The 16,452-nt window shown below is 43.6% G+C and carries 16 protein-coding genes; 11 read left to right on the top strand and 5 right to left on the bottom strand.

Features of this window, described 5'->3' with window-relative positions:
- The first annotated feature begins 573 nt into the window (after window positions 1-573).
- The 3 genes from H5181_RS07115 to H5181_RS07105 are packed head-to-tail and all read left to right on the top strand — an operon-like array spanning window position 574 to window position 2,777.
- Complete coding sequence (locus H5181_RS07115; RefSeq protein WP_011635692.1) at window positions 574-891, top strand: hypothetical protein; 318 nt, start codon at window positions 574-576, stop codon at window positions 889-891.
- A gap of 2 nt (window positions 892-893) precedes the next feature.
- Window positions 894-1,151, top strand: coding sequence for a hypothetical protein (locus tag H5181_RS07110; RefSeq protein WP_011635693.1), 258 nt, complete (start codon window positions 894-896; stop codon window positions 1,149-1,151).
- 36 nt (window positions 1,152-1,187) lie between these two features.
- Complete coding sequence (locus H5181_RS07105; protein ID WP_182750617.1) at window positions 1,188-2,777, top strand: PepSY domain-containing protein; 1,590 nt, start codon at window positions 1,188-1,190, stop codon at window positions 2,775-2,777.
- Between the two features lie 74 nt (window positions 2,778-2,851).
- Here the strand turns inward: H5181_RS07105 and H5181_RS07100 are convergent, their stop codons facing one another.
- Complete coding sequence (locus H5181_RS07100) at window positions 2,852-3,547, bottom strand: pirin family protein (protein WP_182750616.1); 696 nt, start codon at window positions 3,545-3,547, stop codon at window positions 2,852-2,854.
- A gap of 50 nt (window positions 3,548-3,597) precedes the next feature.
- On the bottom strand, window positions 3,598-4,041 hold the full coding sequence (locus H5181_RS07095) for a DoxX family protein (RefSeq protein ID WP_182750615.1): 444 nt from the start codon (window positions 4,039-4,041) through the stop codon (window positions 3,598-3,600).
- 146 nt (window positions 4,042-4,187) lie between these two features.
- On the opposite strand from H5181_RS07095, the gene H5181_RS07090 reads away from it, so the two are divergent.
- Window positions 4,188-5,081 carry a LysR family transcriptional regulator gene (locus H5181_RS07090; RefSeq protein ID WP_123884471.1) on the top strand — a complete coding sequence of 298 codons (894 nt, stop codon included), beginning with the start codon at window positions 4,188-4,190 and terminating at the stop codon, window positions 5,079-5,081.
- Window positions 5,082-5,216: 135 nt separating this feature from the next.
- On the opposite strand, the gene H5181_RS07085 is transcribed toward H5181_RS07090, so the two are convergent.
- Window positions 5,217-6,419: an MFS transporter gene (locus tag H5181_RS07085; RefSeq protein ID WP_182750614.1), complete on the bottom strand. Its 1,203-nt coding sequence runs from the start codon at window positions 6,417-6,419 to the stop codon at window positions 5,217-5,219.
- A 192-nt stretch (window positions 6,420-6,611) separates the two neighbouring features.
- On the opposite strand from H5181_RS07085, the gene H5181_RS07080 reads away from it, so the two are divergent.
- From H5181_RS07080 to H5181_RS07050, 7 genes are all read left to right on the top strand, one after another.
- Window positions 6,612-7,493, top strand: coding sequence for a LysR family transcriptional regulator (locus H5181_RS07080; RefSeq protein ID WP_182750613.1), 882 nt, complete (start codon window positions 6,612-6,614; stop codon window positions 7,491-7,493).
- A gap of 129 nt (window positions 7,494-7,622) precedes the next feature.
- Entirely contained in the window at window positions 7,623-8,429 is an 807-nt protein-coding gene (gene dkgB / locus H5181_RS07075; protein WP_182750612.1) for a 2,5-didehydrogluconate reductase DkgB, read from the top strand.
- Window positions 8,430-8,681: 252 nt separating this feature from the next.
- A complete protein-coding gene (locus H5181_RS07070) occupies window positions 8,682-9,128 on the top strand; it encodes a MerR family transcriptional regulator (RefSeq protein ID WP_182750611.1) in 447 nt (148 codons plus the stop codon).
- Window positions 9,128-11,368: a heavy metal translocating P-type ATPase gene (locus H5181_RS07065; RefSeq protein WP_182750610.1), complete on the top strand. Its 2,241-nt coding sequence runs from the start codon at window positions 9,128-9,130 to the stop codon at window positions 11,366-11,368. Before H5181_RS07070 ends, H5181_RS07065 begins: the two co-directional genes overlap by 1 nt.
- A gap of 9 nt (window positions 11,369-11,377) precedes the next feature.
- Entirely contained in the window at window positions 11,378-11,728 is a 351-nt protein-coding gene (locus tag H5181_RS07060; RefSeq protein WP_011635703.1) for a cupredoxin domain-containing protein, read from the top strand.
- A 194-nt stretch (window positions 11,729-11,922) separates the two neighbouring features.
- Window positions 11,923-12,420: a DUF2937 family protein gene (locus H5181_RS07055; RefSeq protein ID WP_244262849.1), complete on the top strand. Its 498-nt coding sequence runs from the start codon at window positions 11,923-11,925 to the stop codon at window positions 12,418-12,420.
- Window positions 12,421-12,469: 49 nt separating this feature from the next.
- On the top strand, window positions 12,470-12,943 hold the full coding sequence (locus H5181_RS07050) for a peroxiredoxin (protein ID WP_011635705.1): 474 nt from the start codon (window positions 12,470-12,472) through the stop codon (window positions 12,941-12,943).
- A 109-nt stretch (window positions 12,944-13,052) separates the two neighbouring features.
- Here the strand turns inward: H5181_RS07050 and H5181_RS07045 are convergent, their stop codons facing one another.
- Window positions 13,053-14,999 carry a methyl-accepting chemotaxis protein gene (locus tag H5181_RS07045; RefSeq protein ID WP_182750609.1) on the bottom strand — a complete coding sequence of 649 codons (1,947 nt, stop codon included), beginning with the start codon at window positions 14,997-14,999 and terminating at the stop codon, window positions 13,053-13,055.
- 116 nt (window positions 15,000-15,115) lie between these two features.
- Window positions 15,116-16,450, bottom strand: a complete 1,335-nt coding sequence (gene envZ, locus H5181_RS07040; protein ID WP_123778808.1) for a two-component system sensor histidine kinase EnvZ — start codon at window positions 16,448-16,450, stop codon at window positions 15,116-15,118.
- Between the last annotated feature and the right edge of the window lie 2 nt (window positions 16,451-16,452).

Below are 16,452 nucleotides of genomic sequence, written 5' to 3'. Positions count from 1 at the left end.
GTCAAATATTAATCCTATGCAAGGTATAGCCCTTTGTCCAGCATTGATATTGACTGATCTGTTATTGTATTAGAATAAAATAATACAGTACTGCGCTGACGAGTAACATGTGGATTGTTAAATAAATTGATTTCGTTAATTCACTGTTAATTCACAGTTTTCAAGGTTGCTGCTATGTTGCGGTAATCTTAGTTATCTATGATTAAAATGAGTAGCCATGCCAGATTCATAAAGTGAGGAAATACTGCCGAAAAAACGATTATTGGCCATTAAGATATATGTCGGTGTTTATTAACTATTTACTCATCTGTGACCAGATGATTTTATCGCTGAGCAGGTACTCAATATGGTGATTATGTACCTCGGCGATTATGTCCCCTCAATATGATTGTTCATTGCAATAGTTTCCACAATCATGATTAAGCCACAATATATCGCTACAGCACTTTTAGATCTCATTCTGACAGTTATTCCTTAGTGCTTGAGCACAATCAACTTGTATTTAGCAAAGATATTCTGGATAATTAATGCAAATCATTATCATTTGCGTTAAATGACTGGAGATCGAATTAGATGGAACTCGTCAGTGTATCTTCTTTATGGCTTGGTTGTTTGTTTGCCTATTTGGCATCTGACAAGCAACAGCTTATTAGTTTGCCTTTTCCTAAATTACTGGCTTGGAGCTTATGCGGTTTATCGGTGGTATTTGCAGTATGGGGATTTAGCCATACTTACAGTGTATTAGTCGCCAGTTTGGTGGTGCTGATTTGCATGATGACCATGTGGATATTACTGGTGCTGGTGGCCTCGCACTATAAAGGTCGTAGTATCTGGGTGAGTTCGTTAGGCTTTGCGCTGTTTGTCAGTATCTTACTTGTTGGGGTTAAATAACCATGTGGCCTAAATCTGTTGCTGCATTTTTGTGGGGATTATTACTGGCGATCAGTTTAATGCTCATTGTTTTTCGAACATTACCGGCTGCAGTAGATGTAAAACTATTTGTTGGGCTAATGCTGGGTTTTTGTGTGTGGGTTGGGGTGATGACATTTTGTTATAGCCGCAACAGCGCAAAAGCGGCGAGTGTCGTATGCGCAAAATGGCTTGTGGCCAGTAGCCTTATTAATACGTTGTTATTTTATTCGCAAAACTAACTATTTTTTTCTCAAACCTAAGTCATGAATACCTCAATGAAACCAGACTCTCCCGTACAGCACAAAGTCGTTAAAAATCTCATCGAAGCCCACAGTTGGCTTGGGTTAATTATTTCACCTTTACTGTTTTTGGTATTTTGGGCTGGCGCGGTGACCTTGTTTCACGATGAAATTGCCCAGTGGGCCATTACGCCTCATCATCCAGTCGATAATACCCAAGCAGATATTCCTTTAGCGAAACTGGTAGAGCAAAAGTTGGCTGAATACCCAGTAGATCAAGCTGGCCGATTTCGAATAAATATGCCGACTGAGCTAGTACCTTATTATATTTTTTACTTCGATATGTTTGGAGATACTCCGCAATCGGACCGCCAGTCGATGGCGATATTGGTTGACCCTAAAAGCGGCGAAACCGTTGCGGGCAAAGATGACTTTTACTTATCGCAATTTATTTACCGCTTGCATTACAACCTTGATTTACCCGGTGGCAGTTATCTTATTGGGGTCGTGACGCTGATTTTTTTGTTTGCACTCGTGTCAGGTATTTTTATCCATGCGCGTAAATTACTGAAACATTTCTTTTTGTATCGGGTTGATAAACAGCGCCGGGATAAATTACTCGATCTTCATACTGTAGTCGGAGTAATGACAATTCCCTTTACCTTGATGTATGCGCTAAGCGGCTTGATCCTTAACTTGGCCATAGTGTTCCAACTGGCTTTTGTGGTGTTTATTTATCAGGGCGATCGACAAGCATTGTTTAACGATGCCGGTTTTAACCGTACCAGCGAACCGCGAAGTGAAACGTCACTGGATATGAGCAATGCATTTACCTTAATTGAACAAACTAAACAGCAATCGAATTTTGAGTTACGTAATATTATTTTCCACCATTACGGCGCCGATAATGCTCTGGTACAAGTGCGTGGAACCGACACGGTTAATTTTGCTCAACGAGATGAAGTGACCTACCGGGTGCAGGATGGCACTGTGATGGATAAGGTTAATGCCGATAATTACAATGTATTCCGCCAGGGTAGAGATGTATTAGTGACATTGCATTTTAGTAATTTTGCTGGCTTAGATATCCGTATTTTGTACTTTATTTTGGCGATGGCCATCAGCGCCATGATTGTTACCGGCAATATGTTATGGATAAATAAGCGCAGTGCTCAGCGCCAATCTTCACAGCGCAGTATTGCTATCGTAACCGCGATGACGATGGGTGGCTGTGGTGGCATTATTGTCGCGACAGCAGTTGGATTTTTGTGTGAGCGACTATTACCTGCAACCTTATCAGGGCGAAGTGAATGGTTAGTGGGGTGTTTTGTAACGTCACTATTGCTCGTTATGTTGTGCAGTATAAAAGTGACCGATATTAAGCGTCATCTCAGCCAGTTGCTGTTACTCACCAGTGGCATATTAATCATCACGATTGTTGCAGATTGGCTGTTATTTTCTGAGCAAATAATAGCGTTATGGCAAAGTGGTTATCATGGGGTCATCGGGATACAAGTTGGCATGATGCTGGTAACGGCAGTGTGTTTATGGACCGCCAATAAGTTAGGTGTATCACCTCGGTCGCAGCCAGCAATGGTTAAAAATATTACTCCCGCTAATGGATAGCGGATTGTAATAAAACTAAACCTATTAAGCCTGTGAAGGAAACTATCACAGGCTTAATCATCAACTAAGCGCATCTAGGGTAAATCAAAAATCAATGCAGTTGCTTGAGTGTCCGTTGGGTTAACCAAGGTCACCGTGGTCATGTCGGTGAGTTTAGCGCCATCACCTATGGTTAACTGCTGATCTTCAATATTGAGCTCGCCAGCCACCTGATGAACATACATTTTACGGTCAGTTGCAATCTGATAGGTTATTTCAGATTTAGGCGCCAAAATCAGTTGTGACAATGTCGCATTTTGCTTGATTTGCAAGGTACCGTTTTCACCCGTTGGCGTAGCAATCGTGGTTAACCCCACTGCTTGACCAAAGTTTTTTTGTTGGTATCCAGGTGTATTGCCTAAGGTATTTGGCTGGATCCAAATTTGTAAAAATTTCAGTGGTTCTGTAGCGGATGCGTTGTACTCACTGTGAGTAATTCCACTGCCAGCAGACATTAATTGAAACTCACCAGCAGGCAATACTTCAACATTGCCTTCACTGTCTTTATGGGCGATAGACCCTTCAAGTACGTAGCTGATAATTTCCATGTCACGGTGGCCGTGAGTGGCAAATCCGGCACCAGGAGTGACACTGTCGTCATTGATCACTCGCAGTGCTGAAAAGCCCATGTGTTGTGGATCATAGTAACTGCCAAATGAAAAACTGTGTTTGCTGTCTAACCAACCAAAGTTGGCTATTCCACGCTCGCTTGCATGACGTAAGGTAATCATAACTATCTCCTAAGGCGCAATTAAAAAAACTAAGCAGACGTTTGGTTCATTTAAGATAATTTCGCGGTAATGGCGTTATCGATTGCGACTTTGCCTGAACCTGAAAGTGCAAGTGACACGCTGGCGGCCAATAGTGCTAACGCAAATTCATAGCCGTTATTTGCCATAAATAAACCGTTGCTGATATGTACACTAGCAATGGCGATAATCATGGTGAATGCTAATAAAACTGCGGCAGGACGAGTCAGCAAGCCTAGTAGAATGAACAGTCCGCCAACCAATTCAGCGCTACCGGCTAAGAAAGCCATTAACACGCCAGGTTCGATGCCAATTGATGCCATCCATTGTCCTGTACCTTCAAGGCCATAACCGCCAAACCAACCAAATAGTTTTTGGCCGCCGTGAGCCATAAAAATAATCCCAACAGGTAAGCGTAATGCCAATGTGCTGAAACCTGCAGTAGAATTTGTGATGCGTTTAACGAGTGCTTTCATGGTATGTATCCTCAATAAATTTAAACATTGTTTGTTTTGTCGTGAGCCTTTCTCACTGGTTGATAAGAAGTATATTGAGACTTGATTGAATAAAAAATCGGAATAAACTGACGTAAAGATTCAAATTATTTGAATACGGAGGAATGATGCAAAATCCGATCACTATCGACGCATTACGCGCCTTAGATGCAATTGAACGTAAGGGCAGTTTTGCTGCTGCAGCAGCATCGTTATATCGAGTGCCATCAGCACTGACTTACACCATCAAAAAACTTGAAGATGATATGGGTACGGCGTTATTTGACCGTACAAAGCAAAAAGCACAACTGACACCCGCAGGTAAAATTGTATTAGAGCAAGGACGGCAGATTTTGTTAGCCACCAATCGGTTGGTTGATTCAGTGCAGCAATTAGAATCTGGCTGGGAAACCGAAATACGGTTATCACGCGACACGGTTATCCCTCAGGGGGTATTGTTTCAATTAATTGAACAATTTAATCAGCTAGAACATTCGGTCGACATTAGTGTGGATGTTGAAGCCGTCGGTGGCGGTTGGGATGCATTACATAGCCGCCGCGCCGATATTGTGATTGGTGCATCTGGCGAGTTACCAAGAGGTGTATTTCAAACCCATAAAATAGGCGAGATTGAATTTGTGTTTGCGGTTGCGCCACATCATCCATTGGCGTTTGTTGATGGCATATTAGAAGCCGACAAATTAACAGATTATGCTTCGGTTGTGGTTGCTGATACATCACAACTTTTACCCACTCGAAGCAGCGGTATGTTCAACAGTAAGCAGGTAATTAGGGTCAACACCATGGAAACTAAAATAGCGGCACAGCGACAAGGTTTGGGGATTGGTTTTTTACCTAGGCACATGGTGCAATGTTATTTTGATAGTGGCGAATTGATTGAAAAATCCTGTTCAATTCCAAGACCAAATCAAAGTTTGTACATTGCTTGGCATAAAGATCATCAAGGCCGTGCATTTGACTGGTTTGTGGAGCATTTACCTAAAGCCGACTGGGGTTTATAACATCTGAATGTGAGCACAATGATAGCGACCAATGTGAGATCGCAGATACGAGCTCACATTGGTGCTTATTGATCTCATCGTGATATTGAATATCAGCGTTGATGTCGTTGCTTAACTATTTTTTTAACTATTCTTTTAACTACTCGCTTGAATACTCACTTGAGCATTCTTGCTAGCGTGAGTTTTCTTGTCTAGTGAGCCACTGAAACGTGTTAATGCTAGGGCAATAACCACAATCACCGCACCAACCCAAGGTGTATGCATTAGGCCAGCGTTAGCCACAATCAGCCCGCCACCCCAAGACCCAAGTGCAATACCGACATTAAAAGCGGCAATATTTAATCCTGAAGCCACATCAACGGCGTCGGGTGTGTACTTCTGTGCAAGTGAAACTACGTAAACTTGTAGCCCTGGTACATTACCAAATGCAAACGCGCCCCAGACCAAAATGGTGATCACAGCGGCAATAGGGTTAACCGCAGTAAAGTTAAATATCACTAATATGGTCGCAAGACCGCTGAAAATAATACTTAACGCTTTAATTGGGCCCATTTTATCGGCCATTTTTCCGCCCCAAATATTACCAATAGCGACCGATACCCCGTACACCAACATGATTAAGCCAATAGATTGAGATTCAAAACCAGACACTTGCTCTAAAATGGGGGCTAAAAAAGTAAAGGCCGTAAATGTGCCGCCATAACCTAATGCGGTAATAGCATAGACCAGTAATAACCGTGGTTGAGTGAGTACTTTTAATTGCGATGATAATTTTGCCGCGGGTGGCTGAGGTAAATTATTAGGAACCAACAAGCTACTGCCAATCAAGGCTACAAATCCAAGAATTGCGACAGTTAAAAAAGTGGCTTGCCAGCCAAAGGTCTGGCCAATGTAGGTCCCAAAAGGGACGCCTGTCACTAAGGCGACGGTTAACCCCGTAAACATAATGGCAATCGCACTGGCAGCTTTTTCTTTGGGTACTAACCCAGTGGCAATGGTTGAGCCAATAGAGAAAAACACTCCGTGGGCTAACCCAGTGATAATGCGTGCAGCGATTAAGGTTTCGTAACCGGGCGCTTGCCAAGCCAATAGATTACCCGCAACAAATAAACTCATTACCGCCAGCAATACGTGTTTGCGATTCCATTTACCGGTTAATGCGGTGAGTACAGGTGCGCCAATGGCGACACCTAATGCGTAAAGACTGACCAATAAGCCAGCTGAGGGTAATGATACGTTAAGATCTTGTGCCATTGTGGGGATTAACCCCACAATGACAAATTCGGTGGTTCCAATAGCAAAGGCGCTAAGCGTCAATGCGAGTAAAGCTAACGGCATAATGTGTTCCTCTTAGGTTGTCGCTAGGATTTACCGTCGCGATAAATGTGTCAGTCAGTTGATGGGCGTCATTATTGATTAGACATATGTTGTTAAAAACAGTATGTTTAGCAAATGACTTTTGCTATAAATGCAATAAACAATGATGTTAGAGCGACTCTTTAGATCGACACAGCACAAGATGAGGTATGCATGCTTACGCGTTCAGATGATTTAGATATATTGCTGATGGTGGTCGACTGCGGCGGGTTTTCTGCAGCGGCCGATGCACTCAATATTCAGGTTGCACGAGTGTCACGCGCGGTAAGTAAAATAGAGCAACAGCTCGGGGTCACCATTCTCAATCGCACCACTCGGCGTGTTGAGTTAACCGATGAAGGCCGCCAATTTGTCGAATCTGTTCGGGGTGGATTACAACAATTACAACGCGCAGAAGATGAACTCGTACGTCGTGGTGAACTACCGCAAGGACGTTTGCGTGTGGACGCGGCAAGTCCGTTTGTGTTTCATCAATTAGTGCCTTTGATGAAAGACTTTCGCGCCGCTTATCCAGACATTGAATTAGCATTGACCTCGAACGAGGGTTACGTCGATTTACTCGAAAAGCGAACCGATGTGGCCATTAGAATCGGTAAGCTGGCAGACTCAACCTTGCATGCTCGACCATTAGGTAAAAGTGCCTTACATATTGTTGCCTCCGCTGAGTATTTAGCGCGTAGAGGTGTGCCACAAAAAGTGTCTGATTTGGCTTGCCACGAGTTACTTGGGTTTACCGAACCTAAAATATTGAATCACTGGCCGCTAAAAGGTTGCGATGTTATTACCCCTACCATCAGCACCAGCAATGGAGAAACCTTGCGTCAACTAGCACTGGCAGGTAATGGCATTGCGTGTCTTTCAAGTTTTATGATTAATGATGATCTCGCGGCGGGTCGGTTAGTGCCCATACTTCAGTCGGAGAAGTTTACTCACATAGAACGTGAACAAGTGAATGCGGTGTATTACAAATCGTCTATTGTGGCGCGACGTATTTCTGCATTTATTGAGTTTATTCAACCAAGATTAACCTTATAACTAAGGGCTCAATTTAATCGTGTGTAGATATTTGCAGTTTGAGCAAAACAGATTTGCTTGGTTGACGGTTTATTTCTGTTGTTAGTTGGCGCACAGTGTTGGTTCAGATACCGTTTTTAGGAAGACAATATGACCACTATTCCATTGTTAGGCACAGGTACCTTCAGACTTAAAGATCAACTGGCATTTGATTCAGTGTTAATGGCGCTAAAGCAGGGTTCTCGCCACATTGATACCGCTCAGATTTACGCCAATGAGAAACAAGTTGGTGATGCAATTAACGCATCGGGTATCGCAAGAGCTGATATTTTCCTCACCACTAAGGTGTGGACAGATCGCTTTGCCCACGACCAACTGATTCAAAGCGTGCATGACAGCTTGGCTTTATTGCAAACCGACTATGTGGATTTGTTACTGATTCATTGGCCCTTACGTGATGATTCCGTACCCATGCGCGAGTATTTGCTAGCATTAAAAGAAGTGCAAGATGCTGGTTTAACGAAGCGTATTGGCGTGTCTAATTTCACGATTGCCCAGATGACACAAGCGATTGAGATTTTAGGTGCAGACGCAATATTTACCAATCAGATTGAAGTACATCCATATTTGCAAAATAACCGACTGGTCGAATTCTGTCAGCAACACAATATTATGGTGACAGGTTATATGCCGTTTGCCTATGGTGCGGTATTAACTGATGACACTATTGTCGCGATTGCGAAAAAGCATCAAATGACACCCGCTCAAGCGGTATTAGTGTGGATGCGTCAAAAAGGTTATGTGACCATTCCATCGTCAACTAAGCTGGTAAATGTGCAAGCTAATATGGCCTCATTAGCGTTATCGCTTCCGTCTGAAGACATGGCGGAAATCGATAAATTAGATCGAAATCATCGTGTAGCTGCGCCAGATTTTAGCCCTGATTGGGATCAATAATCTATCAGCGAATGATCCATTAGCGAACGTGCCAATGGCTTAAGTGGCCAGGGAGTTCGCACTCAGTTTTAGATGATTTGTATAGCAAGTATCCACGCCAACATGAGTGATCATATTGGCGTTTTTTATTTTCAGGGTTGCTAGCTGCTTGACATGGGTGTAAGACATAGGTTTACAGTCGTTGCATATGCTCAGTAGATTTATTTATGTAGATCTTATTTTTCAATACAGTTGTTACCCCAAGGAGTGATTATGCAAGTCAGTGAACTCGCGACGTTATTGGGTGTTACCACAGACACAATTCGTTTTTACACCCGAATCGGCCTGCTCGCCCCAACAAAATCGCCTAGCAATGGTTATAAATTTTATCGTGACAAAGAAGTGTCGCGGATGCGATTTATTATGAGTGCCAGAAACTTAGGTTTTTCGGTGGATGAAATTAAAGTGATTTTTTCCAAAACGGATCACGGTGAAAGCGCTTGTACCATGGTGAAGCAGCTTATTAGCCAAAAGTTGGCCGAAACTGAAATACTATTCAATGAAACCCTAAAATTACGTAATAAGCTGACTCAAGCCGTAAGTGAGTGGGAAAATCTGCCAGCGTTGGCACCCACCGGTAACATGGTTTGCCACTTAATTGAGGGATTTGATTCAAACCATGAAACCCCTTGTCAGGTTAGTGATAAGGAGTCTTTGTGATGAATACCCAAACAACAACACAATTATTGATAGAGGGTGCAGGTTGTGCCAGCTGTGTTGGCAAAATTGAGAAAGCCCTTAAAACCGTCGCGCAAGTAGAGCAGGCTGAAATGAACTTTGCTGATCGCAGTGTGATGGTCACCGGAGAGGTTGACGTTGCTCGTTTACTTGATGCTGTTGAGCAAGCCGGTTACCACGCAATTGTGATTAACGATCAAGGTGGTGCAGATGCCATTGATGAGAAAGAACAGGCCGATGCTGCCTACTATAAAAGCTTAATCAAACACACAGTCGTTGCATTAGCAGTGGGTATTCCACTGATGATCTATGGTTTATTGATTGGTGAAATGACCGTTACCAGCCCAATGCAACAGCTGGTTTGGGGCGCAATTGGTGTGCTCACCTTAGGGATAATGTTTGTCTCGGGTAAGCATTTTTATACTGGCGCTTGGAAGTCATTTATTAATCATAGCGCCAATATGGATACCTTAATCGCCTTAGGTACCGGAACCGCCTGGGTTTATTCTATGGTCGTGGTGCTTGCGCCAGATTTATTGCCACAAATGGCGCGCCATGTTTATTTTGAAGCAACCGCGATGATCATTGGTTTAATCAACCTTGGACTTGCGTTAGAGGTTAAAGCGCGCGGTAAAACCTCGGCAGCCATTAAACGTCTTATTGGGTTACAAGCTAAAACGGCTAGGGTGATCCGCAATGGTAAAGCGGTCGATATCGATATTGCTCTGGTGCAATTAAACGATAAAGTCAGTGTTCGTCCAGGTGAAAAAATTCCTGTTGATGGTGTGGTCGTTGAAGGCAGCAGCTTTATTGATGAGTCGATGCTGACGGGTGAACCTATTCCGGTTGAAAAAGGCATTAACGATGACGTAGTCGCGGGCACATTAAATAAGCTAGGTTCACTTACCTTCACCGCTACCCGAGTCGGTAAAGATACCGCCTTGGCGCATATTATTACTATGGTTAAGCGGGCACAAAATTCCAAACCGCCCATTGGCCGTATGGCAGATGTGATTTCGGGCTATTTTGTTCCCGCTATGATGATTATTGCCATTATTAGCGCCATGGTATGGCTCAATTTTGGTCCAGAACCGTCAATGGGATACGCCATCGTGTCGGCGATGACAATTTTAATCATCGCTTGTCCGTGTGCGTTAGGGTTAGCAACACCCATGTCGGTGATGGTGGGCGTAGGTAAAGCCGCTGAATCTGGCGTGCTTATTCGTAATGGTGAAGCCCTGCAAACGGCATCGACCATTACCACCATGATTTTAGATAAAACCGGCACGATTACCGAAGGCGCGCCAAAAATCACCGATATCATAGTGGCCAATGGTCGCGAACAAGAGCACGTATTGCAACTGGCGGCAAGTATTGAGCAACATTCTGAGCATCCACTTGCACAGGCCGTAGTTCAAGCCGCTGCGGATAAGGGATTAGCGTTATTCAATGTTGAACAGTTTACTGCAATAGCCGGTTTTGGGGTTCAAGCCCAATATCAATCAACACAGTTGTTATTTGGTAATGAAAAACTAATGCGCGAAAAAGGCATTGCCTTAAGCGATTATCAACAGCAAGCACAAGCATTAGCAGCAGAAGCCAAAACGCCAATGTATTTTGCCATCGACGGTGAGCTCGCAGCGGTGATTGCAGTGGCCGATCCGATTAAAGCAGACTCTGTTGCCGCCATCGCAAGGCTTAAAAACAGTGGCATTAAGGTCATTATGCTTACTGGTGATAACCATGCGACAGCCGCAGCAGTGGCGGCCAAAGTGGGTGTTGATGACTTTTTTGCCGATGTATTACCACAAGATAAAGCCAATAAAGTGGCCGAATTACAAGCCTTAGGAGAGGTGGTGGGTATGACCGGCGATGGCATTAATGATGCTCCAGCGTTGGCTCTGGCTAATGTCGGCTTTGCCATAGGCACCGGAACAGACGTGGCGATTGAAAGTGCCGATATAACGCTAATGCGAGGATCGCTACACGGTTTGGCAGATGCCATCGCGGTGAGTAAAGCGACGTTAGGCAACATTAGGCAAAATCTGGTTGGTGCTTTTATTTACAATATGGCGGGTATTCCGCTCGCTGCAGGGGTGTTATTTCCGGTATTTGGCGTATTGCTTAACCCAGTAGTTGCCGGTGCTGCAATGGCATTTTCATCATTAACCGTGGTGACCAATGCCAACCGTTTACGCTTTTTTACCCCTCAACAACACTAGGAGTGAATGATGCTATTAATTAACTTATTTTGTGTGGCATTGATTGCCCTTATCGTTTGGTGGTTTTGGTTATATAAACCCAAAGCCACCACTCATCAAGCAACAAACGCTATTGTGGTAAAAGACGGCGTTTACTCTCCGGCAAGGATAACTGTGCCGGCCAATACAGCGACACAATTAACCTTTTTACGACAGGACAAAGCCGGTTGCTCTGCCAGTTTGTTATTTCCTGACTTAGACATTAGCGAAGAGCTGCCTCTGGACAAATCTGTGGTTATTTCGCTGCCAGCGCTAGCCAAAGGAGAGTATCCGTTTCATTGCCAAATGCAGATGTACAAAGGGGTATTACTAGTTGAGTAATCCTAAATAGCAGCAATGCTAAGCAGGTATCACTCTTACCTTGATGCTTGTCGCTAGGCACATAAACTTTCAAAAAAGCCACACAATTACGTAAGTTAACATCTGTTTATTCAAGATGCTTACTTGCGTAATTGGTGATATTCTGACGATTCATTTACTACTGATTTTTCGATGACATCATGATACGACGTTTAATGGATTACTTTCGCTTAGTGTTGTTTATTTGTGGTGTCTTGATTGGTATTCAAGTCCCTGCGTTTGTCGAACAATACGGCCAACGACTTGAAGCTCATCAGCTTGAAGCTAAGCTCAGTTTGGCAGAATTTCAGCGTGATGCGGACCGTTTTTTTGCTGGAGACATCAGTAAACTTATCCGCCACTATCAACAAAATAACGATCCGGTTTTTAGTGCTGGTGGTGAAAGTATTGAGTCAATATACCAACGTTATACATCACTCACCGAAGCGTTGGGCCGTTTTAATCAACACAGTTATAGTCCTTATCAGCAAATAGCATTAGCCCCACAAAAAGACATTCAAGCTGAGGTCTGGCAGGCTTATAGCCATGTAATTTTATTGAAACCAGAGGCGATTGCCATTGGGTTGCTGCTAGGGTTATTGATCTCTATATTGTGTGAATCAGTATTATCTATTTTGTATTTGGGTTGTCGCAGGGTGTTTGCCCCAAGATAATCTCTCGTGTTAACAAGGGTTAATAGCCCTCAATAATCAAGGATATATTATGATCGCTACAGGACAATCTTTACCAAAAGCTACCTTAAGCCAACTGACAAAAGACGGCATGGTTAATCACGATGTTACTGAGCTTTTTGCCGGTAAAAAAGTAGTATTGTTTGCAGTGCCAGGTGCATTTACACCAACCTGTTCAGAAGCTCACTTACCAGGTTTTGTAGTATTAGCCGACGAGTTTAAAGCTAAAGGTGTTGACCTTATCGCTTGTGTATCTGTTAACGATGCATTCGTAATGAAAGCGTGGGGCGAAGCCCAAAATGCTTCTGAATTAATGATGCTAGCCGACGGTGATGCAAGCTTCGCAAAAGCGTTAGGCTTAGAAATGGATACCGCTGGTTTTGGCGGCGTTCGTTCACAACGTTATGCGATGGTGATCGACAATGGCGTCGTGACTTTACTGAATGTTGAGGAAGGTAAGTCATTTGAAGTCAGCACTGCTGAAGCGGTAATGGCTGCACTGTAATCTATATTATGTCTCAGAATTAGAGACTTAACAGTACAGCAAAATGGGCGCCAATAAGGCGCCCATTTTTATGAAAAAAACAGTTATCAGTAAAGCTTGTTAGTATTGATTATCCGCGGATGCCTAAGTGTTGTTCAATGTTATCGACACTGTTACTGACCTCAAGCGCAATCGTTTCACTTTGTTCAAACGCATCTTTAGCATGCAGCATTAGGCTATCCATCGCGATGACAAACTCATCAAGATGCCCCACCTGTTGCTTAGCATGTTCACTCCCTTGGCTCGCACTGCTCGCCATCTCTTGAGCTTGCTGCTGTACTTGCAACGCAACATCTAACAAACTCTGGGCTCGACCTTTTTGCTGTGCAGATGCTTCGCTGATATCGTTAACGCTGTGGCTAAGTGCTGTGTTCGAGCGGGTTAGTTGCTCGAAAATAGCCATTATGTCTTTTAATGATTGTTGAGTCCGTTGCGATAAACTGCGTACTTCATCGGCTACCACAGCAAAACCACGACCTTGTTCACCTGCACGAGCGGCTTCAATGGCGGCATTTAATGCCAATAAGTTGGTTTGGTCGGCAATATTACCAATAACATCCACAATTTTAGCTGCGTCATTAACCGATGTACTGAGTTGGGTTAGTGAGTGGTTACATTGATTGACCTTGGTGACAGTGTGATCGGTCGCATCTAACACCGCCTGGGCTTCTTGTTGGCTTGCTTGCATATCATGCATGGTTTGCTCTGCACTGGCAGTTACCAAGCTAGACGACCGGTTTACTTCATTGGCAAGAGTAATTAAATCAGCGGTTTGTGATTGAGTTTGTTGTACCACATCTTGCGTTTGTTGCGTGCTAGTTGATAAGGAACCAATTTTAGCGACTAATTCACTCAATGAGTTAGACACCTGTGCCATATTACTTTTTTGTTGTTCGTCATCTTGTTCAAATCGCTGTAATAGGCGATTAAAGTGTGCCGCAATTTGGCCTGTTTCGCATTGGCTGGTCACGGGTAATGGTTCTCGTTGATTCGATTCGCTTAACATTGAAAAAGCACGGTTTAAACGTTTAAGCGGGCTAACGACTCGTCGTTGTTGTAACACTAAATAACCAATAGAAAACAATGCTATCAATATCACCATGGTGTAAAGCAACCACTGCAAACGGATTTTAAGTTGTTCATCGGTTACGGCTTGTGTATTGGCCAGTGTCACTAGTTGCTGTTCTACTTGGCTGGTGGCGTTAATTAGCGCAGTTTGTACTTGTTGATTGTCGCTGAGCATTTGCTTGGTATTACTCACTTCTTTGCTATAGCGTTGAGTCAAACTCAGCAATTCAGCGCGAGGGGCTTCACCTGTTTCAATACGTTCCGGTTCGTCATCGCCTAAGGCGAATTCATCCACTTCTTCGGTGCGATAAATACCCAGCAAAGATAGCTTCTCCAAATCATCATGCCATGTGTTGAGAGAGTTTATCGAAAAGTTAAGGCTATTATTTGCTCCTGCATCTTGATCAATCAGTAAGGCCTGAGTCTGCTGTGATAGTTGATAAACTAGGTTAGGTAACTCAAGACTAAGCGCAAGATATTGCTCCACAGTATTTGAGTCATTCGGAGCTGATTGGGCATAACGATGCAGGCTGCGGCTGTAATCGATCATTTCTGATTCAGCAAAAGCCAGTAGTTGGCGTGGGTTACCGGCCAGTTTTCCTGCGGCACGGTATTTAGTGTCTAAGTCGCTAATTAATTGAGTCATTAAGCTGGTTAATGAAGCACTATCAAGTTGTGGGTGAGCGGAACTCAGCTGGGTAATATTGTCGGTTATACGGGTAATATCGCTGCGGGCTTGTTCGAGATAATTGCTTTGGCCTGTTTGTAAGTAACTATCAATGTTTCGGCGAACATCATATTGAAAGGTATGTTGAATATGTTGTAAGTCTAGGTTTAATTTTTCACTGGTTTGCCGTTGTTGATTACTCCATAACACGGTAGCGGCGAGTAATGCCGCAAGCAGTAATAATAAGGCGGATGCACTAAGGGATAGGGTCGATATCTTCATAGGTAAGTGACTTCACATAAATGCCAATATGTGCATTTTATGGCACTAATGTTACAGTTTTTCGTGATTGCACTTTATCTATGAGTTGAATAATGTGTGGTGAAATGTGTCCGTTGTTAGTTGTAGAGATTTTTATCGATTAACGGCAGCCACACTTGAGCTTTTAAGCCGCCTTGAGGGCGGTTAGACAACTTCACCTTACCATGATGGCGGTCAATAATACGTTTAATAATAGCTAGTCCTAAGCCAGAACCAATACTACCGCGTGCAGTATCGCCTTGGGTAAAGGGTTGAAATAGATGCTCAACTTCGGCTTCATTAATACCAGGGCCGTTATCTTCAACACTAAAACACACCGCGTTACCTTGATGATAAGAACTGATTTTTATCCAGCCATTGCCATATCGGAACGCATTTTCGACCAAGTTGCTCAGTACACGTTTAATGGCGACGCTGTTCATGGGAACATCGGGGCAGTCTGCTAGCGACAGCTCGATGGTTTCTTCACGGTGTGATTCTTGTTGGCTAATTTCTTGGATCAAACGATTGATTTGGTCGGGCTCGCGTACACCTTCACGGTCGTTACGAATATAAGCAATAAATTGGTTAATAATCGCATCCATGTCTTCAATGTCGGTGACAATACCTTCTTTTAAATATTGGTCGTCTTCTACCATCATTTCAGATGCTAATCGAATGCGGGTCAATGGTGTGCGTAAATCGTGTGAAATCCCTGCCATTAATAAAGCTCGGTCTTGCTCAAGCTGCTTCATGCTATGAGCCATTTGGTTAAACGCATGGGTTACTTCAACAATTTCAGTCGAGCCACTTAACGGCAGTGTTGGCGGAAAGTCGCCTTGAGAAACGGCCACAGCGGCTTTTTGTAAACGTTTTAAAGGCCTGTTTTGCCTACGGGCAAATAACCAGCCACCGGCGACACTGAGCCCGCCAATAACCAGCAAATACAAAGTTAATGGTGATAAGTCTGACTCGTTAATGCCCGTCAAAGGGACTTTTATCCACAATGTGGGGGCTTGCGGCGGTTTTATCCACACATCGAGCTTTTCACCTTGCGAAAAACGCACTTCGGCTTCGCCGCCAAGGTAAACTGACATTTGTTCTGACAAGAAACTGTAATAAGTGGCTTGGCCGAGTCCGGCTTCTTGTGCTTGTTTTTGGTTATAAACGGTCATGCCATCGTCACGCACTTTGGCGTTTAAGGCATCCACCATGGTGAGATGTTCACGGCCAACATCGACCCCATCAACAAATAATATATTGATTTGGCGGGCAATTAATTGGTTAATTTGCTCATAACTGGGCTTGATAAAGTAAACGGCGACAGACCAATATGACACTAATTGATTGATCAGCAGTAAGCTGCCGATCAGCAATACGGTTTGACTAAAAGCGCTTCTAGGTAAGAAGCGTTGCCACCATTTTAACTTCAGTT

This window comes from Shewanella sp. SG44-2, assembly GCF_014164215.1.
GTDB lineage: Bacteria > Pseudomonadota > Gammaproteobacteria > Enterobacterales > Shewanellaceae > Shewanella > Shewanella frigidimarina.
This window is presented reverse-complemented; position numbering and strand designations above follow the sequence as displayed.